This is a genomic window from Lentilactobacillus parakefiri (assembly GCF_002157585.1).
GTDB classification, from domain to species: domain Bacteria; phylum Bacillota; class Bacilli; order Lactobacillales; family Lactobacillaceae; genus Lentilactobacillus; species Lentilactobacillus parakefiri.
The window spans coordinates 1-257 of the sequence record NZ_BDGB01000090.1; the positions used below are offsets into that span (position 1 = coordinate 1).

1 protein-coding gene is annotated in these 257 nt (G+C 46.7%); it reads left to right on the forward strand.

The features are described 5' to 3' along the window. Positions 1 to 257, forward strand: a 257-nt coding sequence (locus LPKJCM_RS13605) for an IS30 family transposase (RefSeq protein WP_225364173.1), incomplete at both ends; no start/stop codon positions are given.

Consider the following 257-nt stretch of genomic DNA (forward strand, 5'->3'; position numbering starts at 1 on the left):
TTAAACTTCCCAATTACCATGCCGACACTTGCTTGAAAGCCCTCCAGAATACCTTATATGACTATGGAACTGAGTACTTTAAAACCATTACTTTTGATAACGGTGCCGAGTTCTCAAGCTTGAGCCAAGTCGAGGGAACGGACATCTACTTTGCCCATCCTTATTCACCATGGGAACGCGGAACCAATGAGAACACTAACGGCCTTTTACGCGAGTTCTTCCCGAAGGGCAGATCCTTGGCATTGGCCTCACTGGTT